Below are 23,988 nucleotides of genomic sequence, written 5' to 3' on the forward strand. Positions count from 1 at the left end.
ATGACCCGGGTCCACGGCCCCCTACCATGGTGAACATGACCGCAACGACAGCCCGCCGGGTCCTGCTCGCGGCCCCCCGGGGCTACTGCGCCGGCGTGGACCGTGCCGTAATCGCCGTCGAGAAGGCCCTGGAGCAGTACGGGGCGCCGATCTACGTGCGCAAGGAGATCGTCCACAACAAGTACGTCGTGCAGACCCTCGAGAAGAAGGGCGCGATCTTCGTCGACGAGACGGAGGAGGTGCCCGAGGGATCCATCGTGATCTTCTCGGCCCACGGCGTCGCGCCCGTCGTCCACGAGGAGGCGCGGCAGCGCCGGCTCGCCACCATCGACGCGACCTGCCCGCTGGTCACCAAGGTCCACAAGGAAGCGGTCCGGTTCGCCAAGGAGGACTACGACATCCTCCTGATCGGCCACGAGGGCCACGAGGAGGTCATCGGCACCAGCGGCGAGGCGCCCGACCACATCACCCTCGTCGACGGCCCGAAGGATGTGGAGAACATCCAGGTCCGCGACGAGTCCAAGGTCGTCTGGCTGTCCCAGACCACGCTCTCCGTCGACGAGACGATGGAGACCGTGGACGCGCTCAAGCAGCGGTTCCCGGGGCTCGTCAGCCCGCCCAGCGACGACATCTGCTACGCCACGCAGAACCGCCAGATCGCGATCAAGCAGGTCGCCGCCGAGGCCGACCTGGTGATCGTCGTCGGCTCCAAGAACTCCTCCAACTCGGTGCGGCTGGTCGAGGTCGCCCTCGGCGCCGGCGCCAAGGACGGCCACCTGGTCGACTTCGCCAGCGAGATCGACGAGGCCTGGCTGGAGGGCGTGACGACGGTCGGCGTGACCTCGGGCGCCTCGGTGCCGGACGTGCTGGTCGAGGGCGTGCTGGAGTGGCTGGCCGAGCGCGGCTTCGGAGATGTCGAGGTCGTCCAGCCGATGCGGGAGAGCCTGACCTTCTCGCTGCCCAAGGAGCTGCGCCGCGACCTGAGGTCCGAGGCCGCGGCCGCGGCGGCGGACGCCACCCCGGCGGCCCCCTCCCGGGACGCGTGAGCGGCCCATCCGGCGGCTCCACCCTCTAGCCTTCTGACCATGCAATCGACGCACTCCGCACCGCAGTCGCAGCCTCAGTCCCAGCCGACAGCCTCCGCCGCCCGGCCGGAGGGTTCCGGCCACCTCACGGGCCATGTCCTGGGCGTGGACATTGGGGGCTCGGGCATCAAGGGCGCCCCGGTGGACCTGGTGCGCGGGGACCTGGCCGAGGAGCGCTTCAAGGTCCTGACCCCGCAGCCGTCCACGCCCGACGCGGTCGCCGACCGGGTCCGGGAGGTCGTCGACTCCTTCAACTGGAGCGGGCGGCCGGTCGGGGTGACCTTCCCGGGCGTGGTGACCAGCGGTACGACGCGCACCGCCGCGAACGTCGACAAGAGCTGGATCGACGTCGACACGGCGGCGCTGCTCGGCGAGCGGCTCGGGTGTCCGGTGACGGTCCTCAACGACGCGGACGCGGCCGGCGTCGCGGAGATGACCTTCGGCGCCGGGCGCGGCCGTACGGGCACGGTCATCCTGCTCACCTTCGGGACCGGCATCGGCAGCGCGGTCTTCACCGGCGGGCGCCTGGTGCCCAACACCGAGCTGGGCCATCTGGAGCTGAGCGGCCACGAGGCGGAGAAGCGGGCCTCGACCAAGGTCAAGGACGACCACGGCCTGACCTGGCACCAGTGGGCGCACCGGGTGCAGAAGTACCTGGAGCACGTGGAGATGCTGTTCTCGCCCGAGCTGTTTGTGATCGGCGGCGGGGTGAGCCGCAAGTCGGAGAAGTTCCTGCCGCTGATCGAGGGGATCAAGGCCGAGATCGTGCCTGCGCAGCTTCAGAACAACGCGGGGATCGTGGGGGCCGCGATGGCCGCCCGGGCCGCGACGGCCGGTCCGGCCGGGGATCCCGGCTCCGCTGCCGCTCCCACTGATGCCGCTGGTTCCGCCGGCTGACCATGGCGCCCTTGCGCGCCAGGACGATCAGCGAGGCCAGCAGAGTTCCGGCGTAGAGCCAGCCGGCGTTCAGCGCCAGTGAGGTGAAGACGCCCATCGCCTGCCCGGCCAGGCCCTCCGACCCGTCGTTGATCGGCAGCAGCCCGAACGTGAACGCGATCGGCGCCCCGACCGGCGCCGCCGCCAGGTCCGCCGGGCGCACCCACAGCCCGCACGCCGTGGACACCAGCAGAAAGACCGTGCCGTAGGCGGTGGTGGAGGCGGAGAACAGCAGCGCGTCCAGGCACCCGAAGGTCAGCAGGGCGACGGTGGCCAGCAGACCCGCGCCGAAGCCGGTCAGGCGCGGGGTGGGATAGCGCAGCCCGGCCACCGCGCGCCGCACGGCCGGCCCGATGCCCGGCCCGCGCCGCCGCGGCGCGGCGGCGGCGGACGACGGCACGCGCCGCTTCGCCTCTCCCGCCCCGCCTTTGTGCCGGTCCCTGCCCGCGTTCCTGCCCGCGTTCCTGTCGTCCGCGTCGTCGTCCGCCGCGGGGCGGGGCGGCGGGGCGGCGTAAGAGCGGCGCGGCGTACGGGTGCTGTATGGCTCCACCCGACCAACGTAGGTCGACGGGCGGCGGGAATCCGGCGTTGGACACGCCCTTCGCAGGACCTTGGCAGTGTGTTCGACCGATTGTCGGTCCGGCCGGGTGACACGGGGCGGCCCCGTAGACTGGTGCATCGGCCCCGCAGCGGGCCTCGTCCCTGTCGTCACATTCTCGCTACGGGAAGTTACGGGAAGTCGCCAACGTGTCGCTCACGATCGGAATCGTCGGTCTGCCGAATGTCGGCAAGTCGACCCTGTTCAACGCCCTGACCAAGAACGACGTGCTGGCGGCCAACTACCCGTTCGCCACCATCGAGCCCAACGTCGGCGTCGTCGGCGTCCCCGACCCCCGCCTCGACACCCTCGCCGGGATCTTCGGCTCGGCCCGCAAGCTCCCCGCCACGGTCGACTTCGTCGACATCGCGGGCATCGTCAAGGGCGCCTCCGAGGGCGAGGGCCTGGGCAACAAGTTCCTGGCGAACATCCGCGAGTCCGACGCGATCTGCCAGGTCATCCGCGCCTTCAAGGACGAGAACGTCGTCCACGTCGATGGCAAGGTCTCGCCCAAGGACGACATCGAGACGATCAACACCGAGCTGATCCTCGCCGACCTCCAGACCATCGAGAAGGTGCTGCCGCGCCTGGTCAAGGAGTCGCGGATCCAGAAGGACAAGCAGGCCCAGGTCAAGGCCGTCGAGGAGGCCAAGGACATCCTCGAGGAGGGCCGCACCCTGTTCTCCGCCGGCATCGTCCAGGGCACCGAGCGCGCCGCCGTCCTCCACGAGCTGCACCTGCTCACCACCAAGCCCTTCCTCTACGTCTTCAACGTCGACGAGGACGAGCTCACCGACGACGCCTTCAAGGAAGAGCAGCGCGCCCTCGTCGCCCCCGCCGAGGCGATCTTCCTCAACGCCAAGCTGGAGGCTGACCTCGCCGAGCTCGACGACGAGGAGGCCCTCGAGCTCCTCCAGTCCGTGGGCCAGGACGAACCCGGCCTCGCCACCCTCGCCCGCGTCGGCTTCGACACCCTCGGCCTCCAGACCTACCTCACAGCCGGCCCCAAGGAGTCCCGCGCCTGGACCATCAAGAAGGGCGCGACCGCCCCGGAGGCGGCCGGTGTGATCCACACCGACTTCCAGAAGGGCTTCATCAAGGCCGAGGTCATCTCCTTCGAGGACCTGGTCGCCACGGGCTCGGTCGCCGAGGCCCGCGCGGCGGGGAAGGCCCGGATGGAGGGCAAGGAGTATGTGATGCGGGACGGGGACGTGGTGGAGTTCCGCTTCAACGTCTAGTTCCTCTCCGAGCTCGCCCCCTGATCGACATTTGCGCAGTTCAGGGGGCGATTCGCTGCGTGGATTCGTGCGTTGCGGCGGAATGTTCAAGGTCGGGGTTCGCGAGATGCGACGCAGCGTTTGTGCAAGTCAGGGCGTTGCCGCCCGACTTGTTGAATCCGGGCGGGGTTTCCGGTTGCTGGATTTTTGCTGGTTCGGTCGGCGTGGCTGAGCGGCCTCTGGGAAGTGAGGCCCCCCATGCCGCCCGGCACGGCAGCTCGCTGCGTTGTCGGAGTCGCCCGCTACGCCGCGGCAGGGGGTGCCTCCCCCAGTTACCGCCGGAAGGTGCCCTGCACCGGACGACGCGGGGACGCACCCCACTTCCCCGATCGCCAACCTGCTGGGGTTCGTCGTCGGCCACGTCCTCTACACCGGACAGCAGACCTTGCCGCATCGGCCACACCGGGATGCTGCAACGGGCCTGGGACAGGGTTCTGGAAACCAAGCCGGTGCTGCTGGTCCTCATCGGCTCGGATCTGTCGATGATGGAGGCGCCGCCCACTCTTCGCGTGCCGGCTGTTGTGCGGGGCGGCCCGGGCTGAGGGCGGCTGCGGTGGCGGTGACGTGCCCGTTGCCTGGCAGCTACTCGCCGAGCTGCTTGGCCGCTCAGGATCTTCAGCTGTCGGTCGCTTGAGTGATCGATGGGCATCATTCGTCCGAATGCCCGCCACCTTGTCGGCTATTTGCCCGCAAGGAGTCCGTCTAAATGACCATCGATCTTGGCGGTAGAGGTTGTCCGCAGTGTTGCGCTCGGGTTCGGCGAGTTCGTTCTGGCCTCGCGGGGAGCCCGGCGTGCTCTGCTGTCCCACGATGTGCGCGAGTTCGCCGAGCCGGACGGTCCTGCCGGTGATCGCCTCGTCCAGCAGGTAGCGGTTACACAGCGCGCACCGTCCGCCGCCATCTCCCGCACGATGCTCGTGCCGTCTTGCGTAGGGCCGAACCGCCCGTCTTTGCGCCGGGCTCTCGATTCACCCTCCAGGCCGAGGCAGCGTGCCTTAGCGTGTTGCGGCATGACGGTGCTGATCATCGGTGGCAGCGGGTTCTTGGGGACGGAGCTGCTGCGCGAGGCGCGCGCCAAGGGCTGGGACACGGCTGCGACGTTCCACTCCCGCCCTGGCGACCCCGCAGCCGCCGCCTGGCACCAGCTGGACATCCGCGATCCCGTACGCGTGGAGGCGGTGCTGACCGTGGTGGCGCCGCACGCGGTGATCAACGTGACCAGCGGCGGGGCGGACTGGAAGGTCACCGCGGACGGTTCCATCCACATCGCCATGGCCATCGCGAAGCTCGGGATCCGTCTGGTGCACGTCTCCAGCGACGCCGTCTTCTCCGGCAGCCGGGTCCACTACGACGAGACCTGCGCCCCAGACCCGATCACGCCGTACGGGGCCGCGAAGGCCGCCGCCGAGACAGCCGTGCGGCTCCTGTGTCCGGACGCGGCCGTCGCCCGCACCTCGCTGATCATTGGGAACGGCCATTCCGAACACGAACGCCTGGCGCACGCGCTGATCGCCGGAACGGGGGAAGGTGTTCTCTTCACCGACGACGTGCGCTGCCCCGTGCACGTCGAGGACCTGGCCGCCGCCTTGTGGGAACTCACGCGATCGGACGGGGCCGGCCTCTTCCACCTTGCCGGCCCCGACGCTCTCAGCCGTTACGACCTCGGTGCGCGCATCGCCCGGCGCGACGGCCTGGACGCATCCCGTCTGCCGTCTGGGCGCCGAGCGGACACGCGCCTGCCCGGGCCACTCGACGTGCGCCTCGACAGCCGCGCTACTGAGCTTCGCCTGACCACCAGGCTCCGTGGTGCCCGGGAGTTCCTTGGCGAGGCGTAGGAGAAGTGCGGGCTCCCCCTGGCGGGCACCGTGATGCTGGCCTTGGCCCCTGCGTGGCACGACCGGCCCGGTGCCGCACGGCCGGAGGGAGGCACCACACTAACATCAATGTTGCTAACGTTGATGTTAGTATCATGGATGGAGGTCGGTAGGCATGGCGGACTTTGTAGGCCGTCGGCAGGAACTGGCGACGTTGGAGCGAGAGCTGCGGAAGGTCGCGGCAGGGGTTGGCGGGGAGCGGCCCGGTCGGTGCGTGATGTTGCGCGGGCGGCGCCGAGTGGGCAAGTCGCGACTGGTCGAGCGGTTTGCGGAGCACTCCGGAGCCCCGTTCCTGTTCTACGCGGCCACTGGTGCGTCCCCCAGGGATGATCTGGCGCGGCTGGCTCGGGACGCCCAGGCATCGACGCTGCCGTTGGCGGGGCTGGTGGCCGCCGCGCGGCCGGAGAGTTGGGATGCCGCGTTCGACGTGCTGGCTGCGGCGCTGCCCGCTGACCGGGCGAGCGTGCTGGTCATCGATGAAGTGCCGTACCTGATGGATACCGGTGGCGCCTTTGAGGGGATGCTGCAGCGGGCCTGGGACCGGGTGCTGGAAACCAAGCCGGTGCTGCTGGTCCTCATCGGCTCCGATCTGTCGATGATGGAGGCGCTGAACAGCTACGGGCGACCCTTCCATCAGCGCGGCCGGGAGATGGTGCTGGGACCACTCAACCCCGCCGAGGTGGGACAGATGCTTGGGCTGGATCCGGCGGAAGCTTTCGACGCTGCGCTGGTCACCGGCGGGCTACCGTTGATCTGCGCGGAGTGGCCGCGTGGCGCGGGGCTGTGGGATTTCCTCGGCGAGGCGCTGAGTGATCCGGTCTCCGCCCTGCTGGTGTCGGCCGAGCGCTCGCTGGCTGCCGAATTTCCGCCGCAGGCCCAGGCGCGTACGGTGCTGGCGGCCATCGGCAGCGGCGAGCGGACCTTCACCAACATCGCCCGTGCGGCCGGCGGAATCGGGGCCACGCCACTGCAGCGAGCGCTGGAGCTGCTGACGGACAAGCGGATCGTCGCCGCGGAGCTGCCCGTATCGCTGCGTCCGTCGAAGGATCGCCGCTACCGGGTGACAGATCCCCACCTGCGGTTTTGGCTGCATCTGCTCGGCCCGTCCATGGAGGAGATCGAGCGGGGGCGGGGCGATCTGACCCTGGCGCGCATCCGGGAGAACTGGACCAGCTGGCGCGGCCGGGCCGTCGAGCCCCTTGTCCGTGAGGCCCTGGCACGGATACTGCCCGATGACCGGCTGCCCGCGGCCCCCGCAGTGGGCGGCTACTGGACCCGCACCAACGACGTCGAGATCGATATCGTCGGGGCGGATCGCGCCCCAATTGCCAAGGAGCTGCTCTTCGTCGGCTCCATCAAGTGGCTGGAGCAGTCGCCCTTCGACCGGCACGACCTGGCAGCTCTTCATCGACACCGGGCCGCTCTCACCGACGAACCCGTTCCGGTGATGGCGGTCTCGCGAAGCGGCGTGGACTCTCTGGGCCTCGATGCCGCATACGGCCCCGGCGATTTGCTCACCGCCTGGCCGTTGTGAGTGGCGGGCTGCGAGGCGCGGGGATGGTCCCACGCGAGGCTGCCAGTCGGTCGTACGCTCAGTTGCTGGGAACGGTCCGTCGTCGCAGCCGTTTCGCCGGGGACATCGCCGCTGTTGCGTGAGCTGCGCGACGGTGGCGATCGCCGACAGCCGGATACGTGCTGGATCGGGCGCCACCGGGGGACGTTTCCGCAGGTCACTGCGGAGTCGTCGATGTTCCGCTTCAACGTCTAGTTCCTCCCCGAGCTCGCCCCCTGATCGACATTCGCGCAGTTCAGGGGGCGATTCGCTGCTTGGATTCGTGCGTTGCGGCGGAATGTTCAAGGTCGAGGTTCGCGAGATGCGACGCGGTGTTTGTGCAAGTCAGGGCGTTGCCGTCCGACTTGTTGAATCCGGGCGGGGTTTCCGGTTGCTGGATTTTTGCTGGTTCGGCCGGCGTGGCTGAGCGGCCTCGGGGGAGTGAGGCACGCCCCCACGCCGCCCGGCACGGCACCTCGCTGCGTTGTCGGAGTCGTGCGCTACGCCGCGGCAGGGGCACGCAGACCTTGCCGCATCGTCCTCGCGTGCCGACTGTTGTGCGGGGCGGCCCGGGCTGAGCTGCGGTGGCGGTGACGTGCCCGTTGCCTGGCAGCTGCTCGCCGAGCTGCTTGGCCGCTCAGGGTCTTCAGCTGCTGGTCGCTTGAGTGATCGATGGGCTATCGTCCGTCCGAATGCCCGCCGCCCTATCGGCTGTTTGTCCACAAGGGGTCCCTCTAAATGACCATTGATCTTGGCTGTGCTGGCACTCTGTGATGCATGGCAACTCGCAATGATCTGGTTCGGCGCCATGCCGAGAGCCTTGTCGCGGAAGCGCTCGATGACACACGCGTGGTGCTGGTCAACGGCGCCCGTCAGGCGGGGAAGTCGACCTTGACCCGCCTGACCGCCGCGCGTCGCCGCGACCCCGTCCTGCGTCTGCTCGACGACGCGGCGACCCTGCGTGCCGCGATGGACGATCCCACGGGATTCGTCGAGCACGACTCGATGATGCTCATCGATGAGATCCAGCTTGCGCCGGAACTCCTCCGTGCGATCAAGGTGGCCGTCGACCTCGATCCGACGCCGGGGCGCTTCCTGCTGACCGGATCCTCGCGGATCCTTGCCATGCGGACGCTGCCGGATGCGCTGCCCGGCCGTATGGAGGTCATCGAACTGTGGCCGTTCTCGCAAGGGGAGATCAGCGGCGGTCGGGACCGGTTCGTCGACGCGGCGTTCACTCACGGCCCCGGCCTCAGCCGCACCTCCGCTCTGCGTAAGCGCGACTATCTGGACCGCGCGGTCGTCGGTGGATTCCCCGAGGCCGTCAAGCGCACGTCCCGGCGCCGGACCGCTTTCTTCAACGCCTATCTTTCGACGCTTGTCGAACGTGATGTGCTGGAGCTCGCCAGTATCGAGCGGCACGGCGGGATCCTGAAACTCCTCGGTCTCCTTGCCGGGCGGACTGGAGGGCTGCTGGTCCCTGCGGCGCTCGCCACCGCCTCGGGTATTCCCCGCACCACGCTGGTGCGCTACCTGGAACTGCTTACCTCAGTCTTTCTGATCAAGACCATTCCGGCCTGGACCTCCGGGCTGACGGGAAGGACGGTGGGGACTGGCAAACTCGCCTTCGTCGACACCGGGATCGCCTGCCATCTGACGGGCCAGGACGCCGCCCGGCTCGCTGAGCCCGACGGCGCGGCCGGTGCCATGTTGGAGAACTTCGTCGTCATGGAACTCGCCCGCCAGCTGACCTGGTCCGAGCAGCAAGGCCGCCTCTTCCACTATCGGACCAAGGACAAGGTCGAGGTAGACGCGGTCATCGAGACGCCGCGAGGCGACGTGATCGGCATTGAGGTCAAGGCCGGGGCCACCGTGCGCACCGAGGACCTCTCGGGGCTGCGCAATCTCGCCAACCTGCTCGGGGACCGGTTCGTCGCCGGCTACGTCCTCTATACGGGGCAGCAGACCTTGCCGTTCGGCGACCGGATCCGGGCTCTGCCCATGGACGCCCTGTGGCAGCTGAGCCCCTGACGGGCGGTGGGGCCGGTGGGGTGACCCAGCGATTCCATGCCTGTTGCTGGATCGGCGCTGGATGGTCCGGCCGGATTTGCCGTTTCCGCAGGTGACTGCGCTGTTCCCGACGTTCCGCTTCAACGTGTAGCGGGGCCTCTTCCGGCAGGTCGACCGGCCCTTCCCGGCCGATGCGAGCGCACTCGAGACTCGCATCGGACAACTGCCCCTGACGTAGCACGGCGGCTCAGTCACCACGCCTGGCAGTCCTACTCGTCTTCGGCGACCTGGATGATCGTCTTGCCGGGGGTGCGCTTTTCGGGCGCGAAGGCGGCGGCCGCCTCCTGTAGCGGCCGTACCGCTCCGACGATCGGCTTGAGCCGCCCCTCGCGCAGCCGCTGCGCCAGGTCGGCGAGGCGGACCCGGTCGGGTTCGACGACGAAGAAGACCGCGCGTCCGTCCGTGGGGTGGACGGTGACCGGCTCCGCGATGGTGACCAGCGTGCCGCCGGCCCGCACCAGCGCCGTGGAGCGCTCCAGGATCTCGCCACCGATCACATCGAGTACGACGTCCACCTCGCCGATGTCCTCCAGGCGCTCGGCGTGCAGGTCCATGAACGTGTCCACGCCGAGTTCCAACGCGGTGCCCCGGTCGTCGGCGCGGCCGGTGCCGAACACCCGGGCGCCCACCTCGCGGGCGAGCTGCACGGCGAGGGAGCCGACGCCGCCCGCGGCGCCGTGGATCAACACGGTCTGTCCGGTGGTGAGGCGGCCGTGGTCGAAGAGGCCCTGCCAGGCCGTGAGTCCGGAGATGGGCAGGGCGGCGGCCGTGGTGTGGTCGACGTCGGCGGGGAGCGGGGCGAGGTTGCGGGCCTCGACTGCGGTGTACTCGGCGAGCGAGCCGTTGCGGGCCCAGTCGGCGAGCCCGAAGACACGCTGGCCGACGGTCAGGCCGGTGGTGCCGTAGCCGAGCTCGGTGACCACACCGGACAGTTCGTGGCCGGGCACGGACGGCGTACGGTCGCGGCCGGCCCGGTCGGTCCAGGTGCCGGGCCAGGTCAGCTCGCCCGGGGTGAAGCCGGCGGCGTGCACGCGGACGATCACGTCGTTCTCGGCGGCGTGCGGGTGGGGCAGCTCGGTCAGGGTGAGGCCGCCGATGCCGGCGTCGCGGTCCTGGACGGTGATGGCTCGCATGGATTCCTCAGGCGTGGGGGGCGGCGGGCAAAGGCCCTGGCGGTCGATGTGCGTCGGCTGTGATCGCATTTTCGGCGATATGGGCGAAGCATCCCAGATGTCTGGTCCAATCCCGTGCCATCCTGCTGGGTCATTTGCCGGGCTACGGCAGCTGCGGCGTCCTGGCCGAAATCGGCCAGTCGAGGATGGCGGCGCGGGAGTGTCCTTGTCGTACCCGTTTGTGCCCGGATGCAGGGTCCACGCCGAGCGCGAGGTTGTGGGGATTCCCCCGATGTCGGCACCGGCACTCCGCGGCCACGATGCACATGGCGCCGCCGCGCCGCCTCCCGGGCCGCTCGCCTCAGCCGTGGACCCCGACAGGCACCAGCGGTGACGCCCTCCCGTCGAACCGGACAGAAAGCCGTCCCGTGCTCACCTTTCCGTTGCACAGCCTCGTGCGCTCCGTCCTCGTCGAACTGGGCGAGGGCGAGTGGACGGTCGAGGAGACCGACACCTGGTGCCATGTCAGTCCGCCGACCGGCCGGGCGCGGATCCAGGGCTGGAAGCTCCATGTCTCGGCGACACCGCTGTCAGTGCCGCATGTCCTGCACCGTGCGGCCGAGGTGCTCGTCGCCGCGGGCTGCTCCTTCAAGTTCGCGGGCAGTCTGCGGCTTGTCGACGAGATGACGTCGGCCGGTTACGACCGTGCTCAGTGCGGCAAGATCATCACCGCGTATCCCCGCGACGACGACCAGTTCAGGTCGCTGGCCGAGGAACTCGACGCGGCTACGGCCGGCCTGCCGGGGCCGGCGATCCTCTCCGATCGCCCGTACCGCAAGGGCAGCCTGGTCCATTACCGGTACGGGGCGTTCCGCGGGAAGCCGGTCCTGACCGACGACGGCTCGTACGAGGCGCGGATCGAGGCGCCCGACGGCACCTTGGTGACCGACCACCGCAAGGCGTGGTTCGCCCCGCCCGAGTGGGCGGCCCTGCCGCTCGCCGGGCCGCCGGGGCGGGCGGCGAAGCCTCCGGCCGTGCCCGGGCCGGTGCTGCTGGACGGCCGGTTCGAGGTGCGCGAGGCGATCCGCCACTCCGCGCGCGGTGGTGTCTACCGGGCGCTGGACCGCAAAACCGGGCGCGAGGTGGTCGTCAAGCAGGCGAGAGCTCACGTGGGCGGCGGCCTGACCGGGGAGGACGCCCGGGTGCTGCTGCGCCGTGAGGCCCGGAACCTGTCCGAACTGGCGAGTGTGTGCCCCGAGTTGGTGCACGAGTTCGAGCAGGACGGCCACGCGTTCCTTGTCGAGGGCCTGGTCGCGGGGGAGCCGCTCGCGCAGTGGGTCCGCACGCGCGAGGTGGAGGCGCCGGACGACAGTGGAATGGTCCCCGCCGAGGCCGTCGCGCTCGCGGCGGACCTGACCCGGCTGCTCGTCGAGGTGCACGGCCAGGGTCTCGTCTACCAGGACTTCACGCCCAACAACGTGATGGTCACTCCCGAGCGGCGGCTGGTGCTGATCGATCCCGAGTGGGTCACCGCCCCCGGAACGTGGATCACGCGAGCGATGACTCCCGGCTTCGCCTCCCCGGAGCAGTTCGCCGGGCCGCGCTACGGTCCCGCCTTCGGTCCGGAGTCGGATCTCTACTCGCTCGGCACGGTGCTGTGCTACGTGGCCACCGGTGTCGCACCCGTCTTCGCGGCGGACGAACCAGATCTCCGCACACACAGCGAACGGATCCGCTCCCTGCTGGAGGCGGTCACCGCGGAGCGCCCCGCGGCGCGGCTGCTGGCGCCTGCCGTGGTCGGCCTCACGCGGGAAGACCCGGCCCGGCGCTGGAGCGTGCGACGCGTCCAGGACTTCCTGGACGGCCTGGGCGAGCCAGGGACCGTCCGCGACACCGGCACCCGGCCGCCCGGGCGGGCCGAGTGGCTGCGGCTCGTCGACGACGGGCTCACGTACGTGCTGCGCACCATGGCGGACCCGGCCGACGGGCCGAAGCGGCTGTGGCCTGCCGGGCCCTTCGGCGACAAGGCCGACCCGTGCGCCGTTCAGCACGGGGCGGCGGGTGTCCTGGGGACCCTCGTCCGCGCCGACGAAGCGCTGGACCGGGGCGACCTGCGGGACGCGATCGCGCGGGTCGTCGAATGGATCGACACCACAAGCGCCGATGTGCCTCGCGTCCTTCCCCGGCCTCTACTTCGGCCGCTCGGGTGTCGCCTGGGCGCTGTACGACGCCGCGCGCCATCTCGGCGACACCGGCCTCGCCGACCGCGCCGCCGAACTCGCCCTGTCCGTCCCCGTGTCCTGGCCCAACCCGGACGTGTGCCACGGGGTCGCCGGAGCCGGTCTCGCCCAGCTGCGCTTCTGGTACCGCACCGGGCGGGAGGAGTTCCTGGAGCGTGCGGTGGAGTGCGCGGACCGTCTGGTGGCTGTCGCGGAGACCACGGCACGGGGGGTTGTGTGGCCGGTACCGGACGACTTCGACTCCGCGCTGGCCGGTGCCCGCCATCTCGGCTTCGCCCACGGTGTGGCCGGCATCGGAGCCTTCCTGCTGCACGCGGCGCACGAGACCGGAGACCAGCGGTACGCCGACCTGGCCACCGCCGCGGGGCAGACCCTGGTGGCCGAGGCGGAACGCGGTCCCTGGGGCGCCCGCTGGCGCTCCGACGTGGCGCAGGAGCCCGGCACGGGGCTGCTCTACCACTGGTGCAGCGGCTCCTCGGGCGTCGGCACGTTCCTGCTGAGCCTGGCGTCGGCCACCGGCGACGACGCCTGCCTGGAGCTGGCGAAGGAGGCGGCCGCGGCCGTCCACCGGGTCCGCTGGTCCGCGCCCACCGCCGCCTGCCACGGGCTGGCCGGCGACGGCGAATTCCTGCTCGACCTCGCGGAGGCGGTCCCCGACGGACCGTACCGCCGCTGGGCCGAGGACCTGGCCGGTGTGCTGTACCAACGGCACACCGTTCGGGACGGCCTGCTCGTCATCCCCGACGAGACGGGCGCCACGCTCCGGGCCGACTACCAGACCGGCCTGGGCGGCCCGGTCCAGTTCCTGCTGAGGCTCGCACACGGCGGCCCGCGCCCCTGGATGCCGCGGTCCTGACCTCGGTGATCACACCCACTCCGACGACCGACAAGAGACAGAGGAAGAGGAAGAGACATGGACATCGATCTCGACGCGTTGCAGCTCCTCCCCGCCGCGGAGACCGCCGCCATCTGCTGGTTCACCTGCCTCGGCAGCTGCAACGGCTTCACCTGCGACGGCACCTGCGGGCGTACGGACGCGTGACGCACCGCAACCCCGCTCAAGTTCACCTCCGAAAGGCCTCGCACATGGACATCGACATCGACGCGCTCCAGCTCCTCTCGGGAGAGGAGACCGCCGCCGTCTGCACCGCCACCTGTGCCGACACGTGCCACCAGGGCGGCACCTGCACCCAGACGTCCGGCTGACGTGTCCCGGCGTCCGATCGGAAGGCCGGCACGGCCTTGGGACAACCACTTTGGAAAGGCGACGACATGGAATTCGATCCCGACGCGCTCCAGCTCCTGCCCGCTCCCGGCCAGGTGGAGGGCGCGCCCACGACCTGCGGGGGGATCACCTGCGACACCGGAGCCACCTGCGGCGTCACCTGCCCGGTGACCAACTGACCTGACGTCCGTATCCATGGCCGACTGAGAGGAACCACCGTGCCGGAACCGCAGGACGAGGCCGTGACGCAGCCGTCCTCCGCACGCCCCGCCCCCGGGCGGGGGCTGCCCGGAGTGACGCTGGAGCGGGGACGCGTGCTGTTCGTGTCCTCCGGCGCCATCGGCGTCACCGCCCTACCCGAATGGGCCATGGCCCTGCGGTTCCGGTACGGCTGGTCCGTCCGCGTCTGCCTCACCTACTCGGCCGACCGGCTCGTGTCCAGGAGCGCGCTTGCCGCCGTGACACAGGCACCCGTCGAAGGCCCCGACTGGTCCACCGAGCGGGGCGTCGTACCCCACCAGGAGCTGGCCGAGTGGCCGGACCTCGTGATCGCCGCCCCGGCCACCACCAACTTCGTCGCGAAGTGTGCGGCCGGGATGGCCGACAGCCTCGCCCTGACCACCGTTCTGTGCACGAGAGCACCGGTACTGATCGCACCGAGCATTCCGGAGAATGCCCTGGCCCGTCCGGCGGTGCAGCGCAATCTGCGGCTCCTGAAGGAGGACGGCTACCACGTGGTGCCCATGAGCCCCGCGGTCTCGGCCCACCGCGGCACCGTCAGCCCGTCCGGTATGCCCGGCCTGCCGGCGATCCTGAACACCGCCGCCCGCGTGCTGGACAAGCGGGGGCACAGCGGCGCCGTCGATGCGAAGAAGCAGCCCGTTGCCTGAGGTTCCCGCCGCTGCGGCCATCCCCTCCGGCCGTTCCCTGCTGTGGGATGCCGCCCGTGAGACACGAGGTCGGCTCACGCTGCTCGCCGTACTCATGCTGGTGCGCAGCGCCACCGCCCTCGCCGCGCCCGCCCTGCTCGCGGTCGCGGTCAACGGGGTCCTGCACGGCTCGAGCGACCCCGGCCCCGCGACGCGGTGGGCGGCGGTGGTGACGCTCGGCGCTCTCTGCGAGACCGTCATGATGCCGCTGGGCGCCTCCGGCGCCGCCCGCGGCGCCCGACGGCTGCGCATGCGCCTGGCCCGGCATCTCATCGGCCTCGGAGCCCGACAGCCCCAGCCACACGGCGAGTCCGTCACCCAGATCACCCAGGCCGCCGCCCAGGCCGGCATGCTGCCGATGGCTCTCGCGCAGTCGGCGGTGACACTGACCGGTTCGCTCGCCGCACTCGCCTGGCTGTGGACCACGGACTGGCGCTCCGCCCTCGCCTTCAGCCTGGCGGCCCCGATCACGGTCGTCATCGCCCGCCGGTTCATCGGCCGGGTCACGCGGACCCACTCCGCCTACCTGGCCGCGCAGGCCGAGATCGCCAACCGGCTCCTCGCGGCGCTCTCCGGCGCCCGGACCATACGCGCCTCCGACACACTCGACGCGGAACGGGCGCGTGTGCTGCGGCCGCTGCCGGACCTGTCGGCCGCGGGGTGGCGGATGTGGCGACTACAGCGGGGCACCGTATGGAAGTTCGGCCTCCTGCTGTCGCTGACCGAGGCCCTCGTCCTGGCGGTCGCCGGACTCGGCGTCACCCAGGGCCGCTTGTCCGCCGCGCAGCTGCTCGCCGTCACCGGCTACCTGCAACTCGCCTTCCAGGCACTCCAGCAGATCGACACGCAGCTCATGCTGGCCCAGGCCAGCGCCGCCGCACGCCGCTTGGCAGCCGCACTCGCCACCCCACCCCAGGCCTACGGCCAGGGAAAGGCCGCGGCCCCGACCGCCGCCCAGGGCGCGCTGAGCCTGCGCAAGGTCACCGTGCGCCGGGACGACGAGGTCCTGCTGGACGGCATCGACCTCGACATCCCGGCCGGCGTCTCGGCCGCGCTCGTGGGCCGCACAGCCTCCGGCAAGAGCCTGCTCGCCGGCCTGCCCGGCCGGCTCACCGAACCGGACGAGGGCGATGTGCTCCTCGACGGTGTCCGGGTGCGCGAGCTGACGGCCGCCGAACTGCGCCACGCCGTCGCCTACGCCTTCGAACGCCCGGAACTCATCGGAACCACACTGCACGACACCATCGCCTACGGCCGCCCGGACACCTCCCGTGCGGCAGTGGAACGGGCCGCCCAGGTCGCGCGCGCGGACGGCTTCATCCGGCGCCTGCCCGACGGTTACGACACCCTGCTGGCATCCGCCCCCATGTCCGGCGGCGAACGGCAACGCGTCGGCCTCGCCCGGACCCTGACCCGCGACGCGCTCGTCTACGTCCTCGACGACGCCACCTCCGGCCTCGACACCGTCACCGAGGCCGAGGTCAGCGCGGCCGTCACCAGCGCCCTGGCCGGCCGGACGAGACTCGTCGTGGCCCACCGCGTCACCACCGCCGCCCGCTGCGATCTGGTCGTATGGCTCGCAGACGGCCGTGTCCGCGCGGTGGCCCCGCACACCGAACTCTGGCCGGACCCCGCCTACCGGGCGGTGTTCGCCATCGCCGAGGAGGATCCGTCGTGACCGAGATCGCCGACTGGCGTCCCGGGCTGCGCCTGCTGCGCTCCGCACTGCGCGACACCGGCTCCCCGGCGCTGCGCCTCGCCGCCTGGTCGGCCGTGGAGGCGGCGCCGGCGCTGGCCTCCGGCTGGGTGCTGGCGCGCGCCCTGGACCAGGGATTCCTGAACGGACGCCCGGCCACGGGCCTCGCCTGGCTGGCCCTGTTGGGTGTGCTCTACACCGTCCGGGCCGCGGCCGAACGCGCCGCCTTCGACCCGCTGGCCCACATCGTCGAACCGCTGCGCGACGAACTCGTGCGGCGGCTCGTGCACGGCACGCTGTATGCCGCCGTTCACCGCGTCCGCACCGCCGACGCGACCGATGTGTCACGGCTGACCAGCCAGGTCGACGCGGTGCGCGGCATCGTCGGTGCCCTGCTGCGCACGGCCCGGCCCCTGGCCGTGACGCTGATCGCGGCACTCACCGGCCTGGCCGTGCTGGATCCGCTCCTGGCCGTCGTGGTCGGGGTGCCCCTCGCGGCGGCCGTCGCCGTGTTCCTGGTGAGCATGCGCGCGGTCACCCGCCGCCGACAGCTCTATCTGGCCGCCGAGGAAGAGGTGGCCGCCGTCACCGGGGCGGTCCTCGCCGCCGGGCGGGACATCACCGCACTGGGCGCGGAGGAACGGGCGGCCCGTGATGTCGAGCGCGCGGCGGACGCCTCCGTGACGGCCACCTCGGCGGTGGCACGGGCCGGCGCCGTCCGCACGCCGGTCATCCTCCTCGGCGGCCACCTGCCCGTCCTGCTGATGCTGCTGACCGGACCGGCCCTGGTACAGCGCGGTGGGATGTCGGCGGGCGCGGTCGTCGGCGCCGTCATGTACGTCACGATGTACCTGATTCCCGCCCTCGAGCTGATGACCGGCTCGGTCGCCGGCTACTGGAGCCAACTGCGCGTCCTGACCGCCCGGCTGGCCGCGGCCTCGGACACACCGGACGAGCCCGCACCCCTTTCGGCGGCCGAGGAGCCGCGGGAAGGAGACCTGGAGGTCCACCATCTGACCTTCGCCTACGGGCCGCACGCCGAACCGGTGCTGCGCGAGCTGAACCTCACCGTCCCGTCCGGCGACCATCTCGCGATCGTCGGCCCCAGCGGCGTCGGCAAGTCGACGCTCGCCGCACTGCTCGTCGGCGTCGAGGCACCCCTCCACGGCACGGTGACCATGGCCGGGCAGCCCGTGAAGGCGGGCCGGGTGGCCCTGCTGCCCCAGGAGGCGTACGTGTTCCCCGGCACCGTCGCCGACAACCTCCGCTATCTCGCTCCCGACCTGGGCACGGAGGCGCTGGACCGGGCCGTGGAAGCGGTCGGGGCGCGGGAACTCATCACCCGCCTCGGCGGATACCACGCCGAGATCACCGATCCGGCCGGCACGCTCTCCAGCGGGGAACGTCAACTCATAGCGCTGGTGCGCGTGTACGCCTCACCGTCCGCCGTCGTGGTCCTGGACGAGGCGACCAGCCACCTCGACATGGCGGCGGAGGCCGTGGCGGAGACGGCCTTCGCGGCCCGCCCCGGGGCACTCATCGTGATCGCCCACCGCCTGACCAGCGCCGCCCGCGCCCGGCGCGTCCTGCTCCTCGACGGCGAACACCCCGTCCTCGGCAGCCACACCGAACTCGGCGCCACCAGCCCGGCGTACGCGGCACTCGTCGGCCACTGGACGGCACAGGCACCGCGACCCGCCGCACGACCGTGATCAGCCGCGTCCGGCCCAGCCTCGTGCGGCCCCGCCTGCCGCGGCGGCCAGGGCCGTCCGGGACCGTACGCCGGTCTTGCGGAAGATACGGGTGAGATGCGCCTCGACGGTCTTCACGGAGATGACGAGCGTGTCCGCGATGTCACGGTTCGGCAGGCCCAGCCGGACCATCCCGACGATCTCCGACTCCCGGGCCGACAAGGCGGACGTCAAGGCGGCGTCGGCCCTGGGCCGGCGCCCACCGATCGCACGCTGCTGGTCGATGGCCGCACGCCGGAGCCACGCGGACCCCGTCGCCACGGCCAGCGCCTTGGCGCGGCCCGCCTCCTCCGCGGCCTCCGGCAGCCGGCCGGCGCGGGCCAGCCGCTGGGACAGCAGGAGGCGGGTACGGCACTCCCACAGAGCCATGCCCTGGCCGGCGAAACCCGATACGGCCTCGTTCAGCAGCCCCAGCGCGCTGTCGTCATCGGCGGTATCCGCCCGGGCACACAGGTCATGGGCTTCGCGTCCGGGTGCGTTTTCGGTGCGCATGTCGTTTCCGCGGCCCGGCACATCGGGGACGCCTTCGGGCGGCACAACGGCCCACCACAGCCGCTCGGGGGCGGGCATGGCCGATGTCATCGCCACGGTCGCCGTCCCCCGGCGGCCGTCGCGCCACGCGAGGACCGACGAGCGCAGCAGACGGGCCGGACCGGCCAGGTCGGGACGGTGCAGGGTACCCGCGCGTGTCTCGCAGTCCTCCGCCGTCCGCAGCGCCTCCTCCAGCCGCCCCAGGGCGAGCAGCGCCCACCCGTGCCCCAGCAGGAGCCGGGGCAGCAGCCCGGACCGTCCGGCCCGGCGCGCCGCCCGGCTCCCCCGGGCGAAGAGGCCGGCGGCGGCCGGGAAGTCCTCGGCGAAATTCGCCGCCCAGCCCAGCCGTACGACCGTCTCCAGATGCTCTGCCAATGCCGTGCCGTCCAACCCGTGCAAGAAGGCCCCCGCGGCAGCCGCTCCCGTGCGGTAGGTGGTGGAGTGATCGGCCATGGCACCGGCCAGCGCCACCACGGCCGCCGCCTCCGGTCTCGTGTCCTCGGCCAGCAGCCTTCGTACGGTGGGGATTTCACTGCGGACGGCAGCCATGAGAGCGAGCCGCAGACGCAGGGGAGGGGCCATGTCCTCGGAAGCGGCCCGCAGACCCCCGGCGAGGAGCTCACGTGCCTCGTCATGCCTGCCCAGGTCGATGGCCAGACGGGCACGGAGATCGGCCATGACGGTGGGGTCTTCCAGAGCACCGAGTTCCGGCAGCAGTTCGCGGCGCGCGCGATGATCCCCGGAGTGCTCCGCCGCCTGCCAGAGGGAGACCGCGAGTCGACGGCGCAGCGAGGACGGCACGTCGAACGGCGCGATCCGACGCGCGGCGCGCAGCCATTCCACGGCACGTTCCGGGGACGAGCCGATAGCGCGGTCCGCCGCGTCGGCGAGCAGCCGCACCGCCGGCAGGTCGCCGGGCGCGGCGGACCGGGTGACATGTACGGCCCGTTCGACGGGATCGGCACCGGCCTCGTGCAGCACCTCGGCGGCCCGGGCGTGCGCGGCGATCCGGGCGCCGGGCGGGATCCGGGCGTACACGACAGCCCGCACAAGGGGGTGGCGGAACCGGAACAGCGGTGTGCCGACGATATGGGCGCTGATGATGCCGCGCTCGACGAGGGCGTCCAGCGCCGGGAGCACGGCGGCCACCTCACGGCGGGCCACGGTGGCGACGAGCGTCACATCGAAGGGGTCTCCCAGTACGGCCGCGGCCGAAGCGAGCTCACGTTCGTCCGGGCTGAGCCAGGCGGGCTCCCGGGCGTGCTGGGAAAGCGGGGCGGCGAACAGGCCGGTCCGTGCCAGTGCGCGCAGTTCGAGGTCGCTGAGCGAGGCCAGGGTGGGCAGCCAGCCCGGAAGGCCGCGGGTCAGCTCGTACAGCAGACAGCGGCGCTCGACGGACAACCCCGAGCCGAGCAGCCCGGCGAACTGCTCCCGGGTCAACGGCGCGGTCCCGATGCGGTACGCCCGCTCGCTGACGGGCTGTTCGGGCAGGACGGTGCGGGCGACGACGGCGGAGGCCGGCGGCACCGACACGGGGAGGGCGCCGGCCAAGCCGTTGTCGTCGAGACAGACGAGGGCGCGTGCGTCCGCCGGGGCGCCTGACGGATTCCACACGACAGCCAGTCCGCGCTTCTGCGCCTGTGCGGCCAGTTGCTTCAGCATCCGTGTCCGGCCGCTGCCTGGCTCGCCGGCTATCTGGATCTCGCACACCGCGGGTGTTTGCGGCCGGAAGGCCTCGGCGATGGCCTGGTCCAGCACGGCGGTCACATCGTTCATGGGATCAGCCAGACAAGTCTCGACGCGGACCGACAGCCAGCGACGCGGTGGTGTGCGTCACTGGGCTGGTCGGCTGTTCGGCGGGCTGTCAGCAGACGACGACGCTCGTGTTGCTCTCGCAGCCGAGGGCGATGCTCATGCTGCTCGCGGCGACGAGGCCTTCTTCGTCCGGACCGTTGTCGGTGTTGAGATCCTGAAGTTGCAGAATCTGCGGCATGGCGTATTCCTTAATGGGACGAGCGCTGCTGATCGCGCCGGACCCTCGGGCACCAGGCCTTGTCCGGCGGTGTGTGACGCCTGCGGCGGGGCGGGGAACAGCACCGATGTGCGGCTCCGCCGCGTGGCTTCGGCGGGGGTGGGGAGGTGTCGGGCACCTGACACCTCCCCACCGATGGTGCGACGCTGTCGGGCCGGCGTTACTAGCAGACGATGAGGCTCAAGTTGCTGTCGCAGGCGAAGCCGCTGAGCGAGCTCCAGGCCTCGACGCCGTCCTCGTCGTGCCCCTGGCTGGTCTCGAGCTCCTGAAGCTCCAGGATCTGAGGCATGGTGGTGTTCCTTTCATCGATGGGATGGTTGGTGACCCCGGCCGACAACAGACGCGGCCGGGAGCTTGTGGGGTCTCATGCGGGGACCGCGTCCACGGTGAAGAAGGGATTCGGGGCGGGATCGAGCAGTTGGCTGAGGAAGAGCAGCACTCCCGATGAACCGCTCCAGAGTTCGGCGCTGAACCGGAGCGTCTGGTCGCCCAGGAAACGCGTACCGTCCGCGTGCGGAACGGCGTGTGTGTACAACGCCTGTGCGACGCGCAGGGCCGCCTCCCGGGCTTCGGTGTCGCCGGTGAGACGGGCGTGCTCGGCCAGGACCAGGCCGAGACCCGAGAGCCCTTGGTACAGCCCGGGCATCGCGGTGAACCTCGAGTCGAGCCGGGCGAGCAGCCTGGGCAGATCCCCGGCCAGCCGTTCGTCATCCACGGCGGCGGCATATCGGGACACCGCGAAGGTGACTCCGGCGGTACCGCTGTACATGTACGGCATGGCGCGGCGGTCGGCCGTGGAGACCGGGAAGGACAGGTCGGGAGCGAGCGGGTCGGAGGCACGGTCGAGTTCCGCATGGAGCAGGCGCATGCCACGGGTGAGCGGGCCGCTGTCCCCGGTGACATGGGCGAGTTGCTGCAACATCAGGGCGATGCCGCTCCGGCCGTGCAGGAGGCCGACCGCGTCGTCGGGACCGAGGTACGGGGTGAGCTCGCTGTCCGGTGGCAGCGCGGCCGCGATGGCCAGGGCTCGGTCGAGGTGACGCTCGTCGGCTGTGTGGCGGTACAGGGCGAGATGGGCCATCGCGATACCGGCCGAGCCTTCGGACAGGGTGGCGCTCCGCGCGGCGAGGGGATGCGGGGTGGCTGTGGAAAGCAGGTCGGCCGCTTCCTCGATCAGGCCGTGGTCCGCGAGGACCCACGCGATGCCCGACAGGCCGACGTGCAGGCCGGGTGGCAGAGTCGGCGCGGCCGAGAGAGCGTCGCGCCGCAGCCGCTCCAGCGCCCCCTCGGGCAGCGGCCGGCCGGCCCGGGTCAGGGCGTGCAGGACACCTGCCGACCCGTAGGCCACGCACAGCGTGTTGGCCAGGTACCCCTCCGGGACGGTGGGGAACACTCGCTCCGAGTGGCCCGGATCGGCCATCGCGACGAGGGCGTCCGCGGTGCTTTCCCGCAGTGCGGCCAGATGCGTGAGCGGGTCGCTTTCCACGTCCGCGGGCGTGGGGAGCGAGGGGCTGTCGGACGGGGTGTGATAGCGGGTGGCGTGCGTCCACAGAGAGTCCGGTACCGGCGCCGTCTTCTCGATGCCATGACGCAGATGTGTCAGAACGTCGGGGTTGCGGTGGGCGACCAGGTTCAGCGGGAAGATCAGGAACTCGGCGATTCCGCTCAGCCCGTAGTGGTCGTAGATCTCGGGATCCGCGCCGGTCAGGCTGCGGGGCGGGCTGAATCCGGGCGTGCCCATGGGAGCGAAATCGCTGCCGATGCGCGCTGCCGCCTCGAAGTCGATCAGCCGGACCGCGCCGTCGTCGGTCGCCATCACGTTGCCGGGGCTGACGTCGACGAATACGAAGCCGAGGGAATGGAGTCTGTCGAGGGCCCCTTGGGTCTCCGTGAAGACCCGTTCGCACCGCGCGAAGTAGTCGGCGAAGTCATCGTGCGTCGGTGCCGTTCTGATGCTCGGATTGTGGGCGACTGTCCACGCGTTCAGGGTGCGGCCCTCGATGAACTCCGTGACCAGGAACTCGTGCTCCCACTCCCGGAAGTACGCGATCGGTTCGGGTACGAGCCCGGGGGCGGCGGCGTGCAGGGCTTTGAGGGTCTCCCACTCGGCCCGCAGCCGCTCGGGCGCGGTGGTGTTGCCCGCACTCACGCCGGTGTGCGGCCGTGCCTCCTTGATGAACACGCTGCGGCCGGTGCTGTTCTCGCGCCCCCGGTAGGCGCCTCCGCCGTTGCTGGGCCGCAGCACGGCCTCGAAGGTGAACCCGCCGAAGGACAGCTCGTCGGAGGGGGCGGAAACGGATTCCGCGAAGGGGTCTTCTATGCCGGCCGGCAGGTGGAACGACACCCCGCGCTGGTCCTCGACCAGGTTTCCGTGGCCGTCACGGACGAGCGGCAGGCGCGTACCGTCCGGATTCAGCCGCTCGGACCGCCGGTAGGCCCCGTAGCGATAGTGCACCGTGCGGGATGCGCCGAACCGTCGGTCGCTGAGGACGTACGGGCCCTCCTCATCCTTCAGCGCCTCGCTCAGCGCCTCCATCAACGTGCGTGAGGCCGCGACATCCGGGGGATAGGCGGCGATGAACTTGCCGCTCTGTGGACGAGCCGCGTGTTTCTGGTGCATCCACTCGTAGAACAGCTCCGCGGTGATGTGCTTGAAGGCTGTGCCCTGTTCGAAGAGGATGCCGGCGGCGATGTCGAGGACCTCGTCGAGGCGGTCGGGCCGGGCCGAGACATGCACCTTCCAGCCGCAGTCGGCGAGTGCGGCGTCCTCGGGCAGCCACATGGTCCACACGCCTGCCTGGCTGGACGTCCACCCGTCCGGGACCCGGCTCGGACGGAACAGCCAGCCGGGCGCGGGAGCGCTCTCCAGCGGTGCGTAGAAGTCCGGGTCGGCGACAGTGAATCCGTACGGTTTCCTCATCCGTCTCTCCAGTGGGCCGCGTACGAGACCGTCCAGTACGGCGAAGCGGTCGGGCCCGCTCTTCTCGCACCGGTTGACGCACCACACGATGGGCGAACCGCATGCGCCATGTCAACTGAAATGAATGACCTTCTAAAACTCATTCACATGAGCTAATCTG

General features: G+C 71.1%; 18 protein-coding genes and 2 pseudogenes. 14 read left to right on the plus strand and 6 right to left on the minus strand.

The genetic code is table 11. From position 1 onward, the window contains the following. The first annotated feature begins 35 nt into the window (after positions 1-35). Both ACZ4WQ_RS17650 and ppgK read left to right on the plus strand, forming a co-directional pair. Positions 36-1,046, plus strand: a complete 1,011-nt coding sequence (locus ACZ4WQ_RS17650; protein ID WP_311727540.1) for a 4-hydroxy-3-methylbut-2-enyl diphosphate reductase — start codon at positions 36-38, stop codon at positions 1,044-1,046. Positions 1,047-1,085: 39 nt separating this feature from the next. Continuing rightward, the gene (ppgK, locus tag ACZ4WQ_RS17655; protein ID WP_311727541.1) at positions 1,086-1,982 is read left to right on the plus strand and encodes a polyphosphate--glucose phosphotransferase; all 897 of its coding nucleotides are present in this window, start codon (positions 1,086-1,088) and stop codon (positions 1,980-1,982) included. 22 nt (positions 1,983-2,004) lie between these two features. On the opposite strand, the pseudogene ACZ4WQ_RS17660 reads toward ppgK, so the two are convergent. Next, positions 2,005-2,700, minus strand: a pseudogene (locus ACZ4WQ_RS17660) (DUF6542 domain-containing protein); the annotation flags it as partial. 68 nt (positions 2,701-2,768) lie between these two features. On the opposite strand from ACZ4WQ_RS17660, the gene ychF reads away from it, so the two are divergent. From ychF to ACZ4WQ_RS17680, 4 genes are all read left to right on the plus strand, one after another. Next, positions 2,769-3,857 (plus strand): redox-regulated ATPase YchF, encoded by a 1,089-nt coding sequence (gene ychF, locus ACZ4WQ_RS17665; protein WP_311727542.1) that lies wholly within the window; start codon positions 2,769-2,771, stop codon positions 3,855-3,857. Positions 3,858-4,906: 1,049 nt separating this feature from the next. Continuing rightward, positions 4,907-5,731, plus strand: coding sequence for an SDR family oxidoreductase (locus tag ACZ4WQ_RS17670; protein WP_398371081.1), 825 nt, complete (start codon positions 4,907-4,909; stop codon positions 5,729-5,731). Positions 5,732-5,885: 154 nt separating this feature from the next. Continuing rightward, entirely contained in the window at positions 5,886-7,304 is a 1,419-nt protein-coding gene (locus tag ACZ4WQ_RS17675) for an ATP-binding protein (RefSeq protein ID WP_385345499.1), read from the plus strand. Between the two features lie 795 nt (positions 7,305-8,099). Beyond that, positions 8,100-9,353 (plus strand): ATP-binding protein, encoded by a 1,254-nt coding sequence (locus tag ACZ4WQ_RS17680; protein ID WP_398371084.1) that lies wholly within the window; start codon positions 8,100-8,102, stop codon positions 9,351-9,353. A gap of 248 nt (positions 9,354-9,601) precedes the next feature. Here the strand turns inward: ACZ4WQ_RS17680 and ACZ4WQ_RS17685 are convergent, their stop codons facing one another. Beyond that, positions 9,602-10,525 carry an NADP-dependent oxidoreductase gene (locus tag ACZ4WQ_RS17685; RefSeq protein ID WP_385345495.1) on the minus strand — a complete coding sequence of 308 codons (924 nt, stop codon included), beginning with the start codon at positions 10,523-10,525 and terminating at the stop codon, positions 9,602-9,604. 305 nt (positions 10,526-10,830) lie between these two features. Here ACZ4WQ_RS17685 and ACZ4WQ_RS17690 point away from each other — a divergent pair. The 8 genes and pseudogenes from ACZ4WQ_RS17690 to ACZ4WQ_RS17725 form a co-directional block, all read left to right on the plus strand. Next, a pseudogene (locus tag ACZ4WQ_RS17690) lies at positions 10,831-12,627 on the plus strand (class III lanthionine synthetase LanKC N-terminal domain-containing protein); the annotation flags it as partial. Positions 12,628-12,667: 40 nt separating this feature from the next. Then, a complete protein-coding gene (locus ACZ4WQ_RS17695; protein WP_398371086.1) occupies positions 12,668-13,600 on the plus strand; it encodes a lanthionine synthetase LanC family protein in 933 nt (310 codons plus the stop codon). A 57-nt stretch (positions 13,601-13,657) separates the two neighbouring features. Further along, entirely contained in the window at positions 13,658-13,786 is a 129-nt protein-coding gene (locus ACZ4WQ_RS17700) for an ALQxL family class IV lanthipeptide (protein ID WP_311727550.1), read from the plus strand. A gap of 44 nt (positions 13,787-13,830) precedes the next feature. Beyond that, the gene (locus ACZ4WQ_RS17705) at positions 13,831-13,950 is read left to right on the plus strand and encodes an ALQxL family class IV lanthipeptide (protein ID WP_311727551.1); all 120 of its coding nucleotides are present in this window, start codon (positions 13,831-13,833) and stop codon (positions 13,948-13,950) included. Between the two features lie 66 nt (positions 13,951-14,016). Beyond that, entirely contained in the window at positions 14,017-14,148 is a 132-nt protein-coding gene (locus ACZ4WQ_RS17710; protein WP_311727552.1) for an ALQxL family class IV lanthipeptide, read from the plus strand. A 39-nt stretch (positions 14,149-14,187) separates the two neighbouring features. Beyond that, entirely contained in the window at positions 14,188-14,859 is a 672-nt protein-coding gene (locus ACZ4WQ_RS17715) for a flavoprotein (protein WP_311727553.1), read from the plus strand. After that, on the plus strand, positions 14,852-16,576 hold the full coding sequence (locus tag ACZ4WQ_RS17720; protein ID WP_398371089.1) for an ABC transporter ATP-binding protein: 1,725 nt from the start codon (positions 14,852-14,854) through the stop codon (positions 16,574-16,576). Before ACZ4WQ_RS17715 ends, ACZ4WQ_RS17720 begins: the two co-directional genes overlap by 8 nt. Further along, a complete protein-coding gene (locus tag ACZ4WQ_RS17725) occupies positions 16,573-18,306 on the plus strand; it encodes an ABC transporter ATP-binding protein (RefSeq protein WP_398371091.1) in 1,734 nt (577 codons plus the stop codon). The genes ACZ4WQ_RS17720 and ACZ4WQ_RS17725 overlap by 4 nt, the downstream gene beginning before the upstream one ends. Here the strand turns inward: ACZ4WQ_RS17725 and ACZ4WQ_RS17730 are convergent, their stop codons facing one another. From ACZ4WQ_RS17730 to lanKC, 4 genes are all read right to left on the minus strand, one after another. After that, on the minus strand, positions 18,307-20,652 hold the full coding sequence (locus ACZ4WQ_RS17730) for a LuxR C-terminal-related transcriptional regulator (RefSeq protein ID WP_398371093.1): 2,346 nt from the start codon (positions 20,650-20,652) through the stop codon (positions 18,307-18,309). An 88-nt stretch (positions 20,653-20,740) separates the two neighbouring features. Further along, on the minus strand, positions 20,741-20,869 hold the full coding sequence (locus ACZ4WQ_RS17735; protein ID WP_398371095.1) for a SapB/AmfS family lanthipeptide: 129 nt from the start codon (positions 20,867-20,869) through the stop codon (positions 20,741-20,743). A gap of 202 nt (positions 20,870-21,071) precedes the next feature. Then, complete coding sequence (locus tag ACZ4WQ_RS17740) at positions 21,072-21,197, minus strand: SapB/AmfS family lanthipeptide (RefSeq protein ID WP_311727558.1); 126 nt, start codon at positions 21,195-21,197, stop codon at positions 21,072-21,074. 75 nt (positions 21,198-21,272) lie between these two features. Then, positions 21,273-23,828 (minus strand): class III lanthionine synthetase LanKC, encoded by a 2,556-nt coding sequence (lanKC, locus tag ACZ4WQ_RS17745; protein ID WP_385345481.1) that lies wholly within the window; start codon positions 23,826-23,828, stop codon positions 21,273-21,275. Positions 23,829-23,988 lie beyond the last annotated feature (160 nt).

This window comes from Streptomyces sp. NPDC028305 (assembly GCF_055569495.1).